This is a genomic window from Streptomyces sp. NPDC018964, assembly GCF_044390325.1.
In the GTDB taxonomy this organism is placed as follows: Bacteria; Actinomycetota; Actinomycetes; order Streptomycetales; family Streptomycetaceae; genus Streptomyces.
Genome location: NZ_JBIRYZ010000072.1, coordinates 1 through 1,505, shown reverse-complemented (window position 1 = coordinate 1,505; position 1,505 = coordinate 1). Strand labels below are relative to the sequence as shown.

Below are 1,505 nucleotides of genomic sequence, written 5' to 3'. Positions count from 1 at the left end.
ACGGCGAGGGGTTCCGCGGCCAGGTTGACGTGCAGGTGGAGCACGGTGGCCAGGACTTGGTCGGCGAAGGTGAGCCGGGGTGGGCGGCCGCGGCGGGTGTCCCCTTTCGCGGCCAGGGTTTCGGTGAGGTGCTGCAGCCGGTGCGGGGTCAGGCCGGTCAGTGCGGGATCGGACAGTATGGCCGGGTCCCACCGCGGTGCCGGTGGCCGGCTGCTGCGGGCTGCCGGGACGGCCGGGGTCGGCTGGGGGTGCAGGGCATAGTTCCACTCGCCGTGGAAGGTATGCCGGGTCAGCGGTAGGGCCGCCGTCTCCGCGTCGCCGACACCGATGCCGGTGGGGTAGGTGTTGGTGTCCAGCCGGGCCTGCACGCGCAGTCCGGTGCGGGTGGTGGTCGCGGCGATCGATTCGAGGATGACTTCGTGGCTGGTCAGCGGGCGGCCGCGCCAGTTCATGGTGATGTGCGAGAAGAGCCGGTGCTCGATCTTGTTCCACTTCGAGGTGCCTGGAGGCAGGTGGCAGACCGTGATGGTCAGGCCGGTCTCGGCGGCCAGACGGGCGAGGTGGAGTTTCCAGGCCCGGGTGCGGTAGCCGTTGGAGCCGCCCGCATCGGCGGTGATCAGCAGCCGGGAAGCCCGCGGATAGGCGGCCCGGCCCCGGTCGTGCCACCAGCGGCGGATCGACTCCACCGCGAACGCGGCGGTGTCGTGGTCGGTGCCGACGTTGATCCAGCCGGTGTCGGCCGCCAGGTCGTAGATGCCGTAAGGGATGGCCTTGCCCAGCTGCGGATCGGCGAAGTCATGCACGCGCACCAGCACCGGGTCACCCGTCGGACGCCAGGAACGGCCCGGATTGTGGAAGTCGCCGACCAACTCCTTCTTCTTGGTGTCCACGCTGATCACCGGCTGGCCCGCGTCCCGGTGATCGCGTGCCTGCTCGTTGAGATACCGGAACTGGGCATCCCGGTCCACGTGCTGACTGCCCTCGAGCGTCTTGACGTTGGCCTGCAGCCGGAAACCCTCCTGGCGCAACAGGCCGGCGACGGTGTCGGCACCGACCCGGTGTCCCTGGCGGGTCAGCTCGGCCGCCAGCGTACGGGTCGACCTGGTCGTCCACCGCAACGGCGACATCGGATCCCCGCGCTCGTCCGGCTCGACCAGCGCCAGCAGCGCAGAGCGCAGTCCGGGATCGAGGTCCGCGACGCGTTTGCGCCCACCGCCCGACCGCCGCACCCGCCCCACCAGGGGCTCGCCCGCCTCCAGGTCGGACATACCCCTGCGGATCGTTGTCTCGCTCATCCCGGCCGCCCGGGCCACGGCCCGGATGCCGCCATGGCCCAGGCTCCGGGCCTCCGCGGCCGCCAGCAACCGCCGCTGCCGCTCGTCCAGATGCGGGAACAACACCGCGAACTTCACAGCAAGTTGATCACGAGTCTCGTCCGGGATGCGCATACGACATCAACGAGACCCCACCCCCGAAAGCAACACCTTGATGATCGGCAGGCCCTT

The 1,505-nt window shown here is 70.4% G+C and carries 1 protein-coding gene; it reads right to left on the bottom strand.

Annotated elements, in window-relative coordinates; translation table 11 throughout:
• Window positions 1-1,448: ISAzo13 family transposase (locus ACH5AO_RS37245; protein WP_398932575.1), on the bottom strand; the 1,448-nt coding region annotated here is incomplete at its 3' end.
• Window positions 1,449-1,505 lie beyond the last annotated feature (57 nt).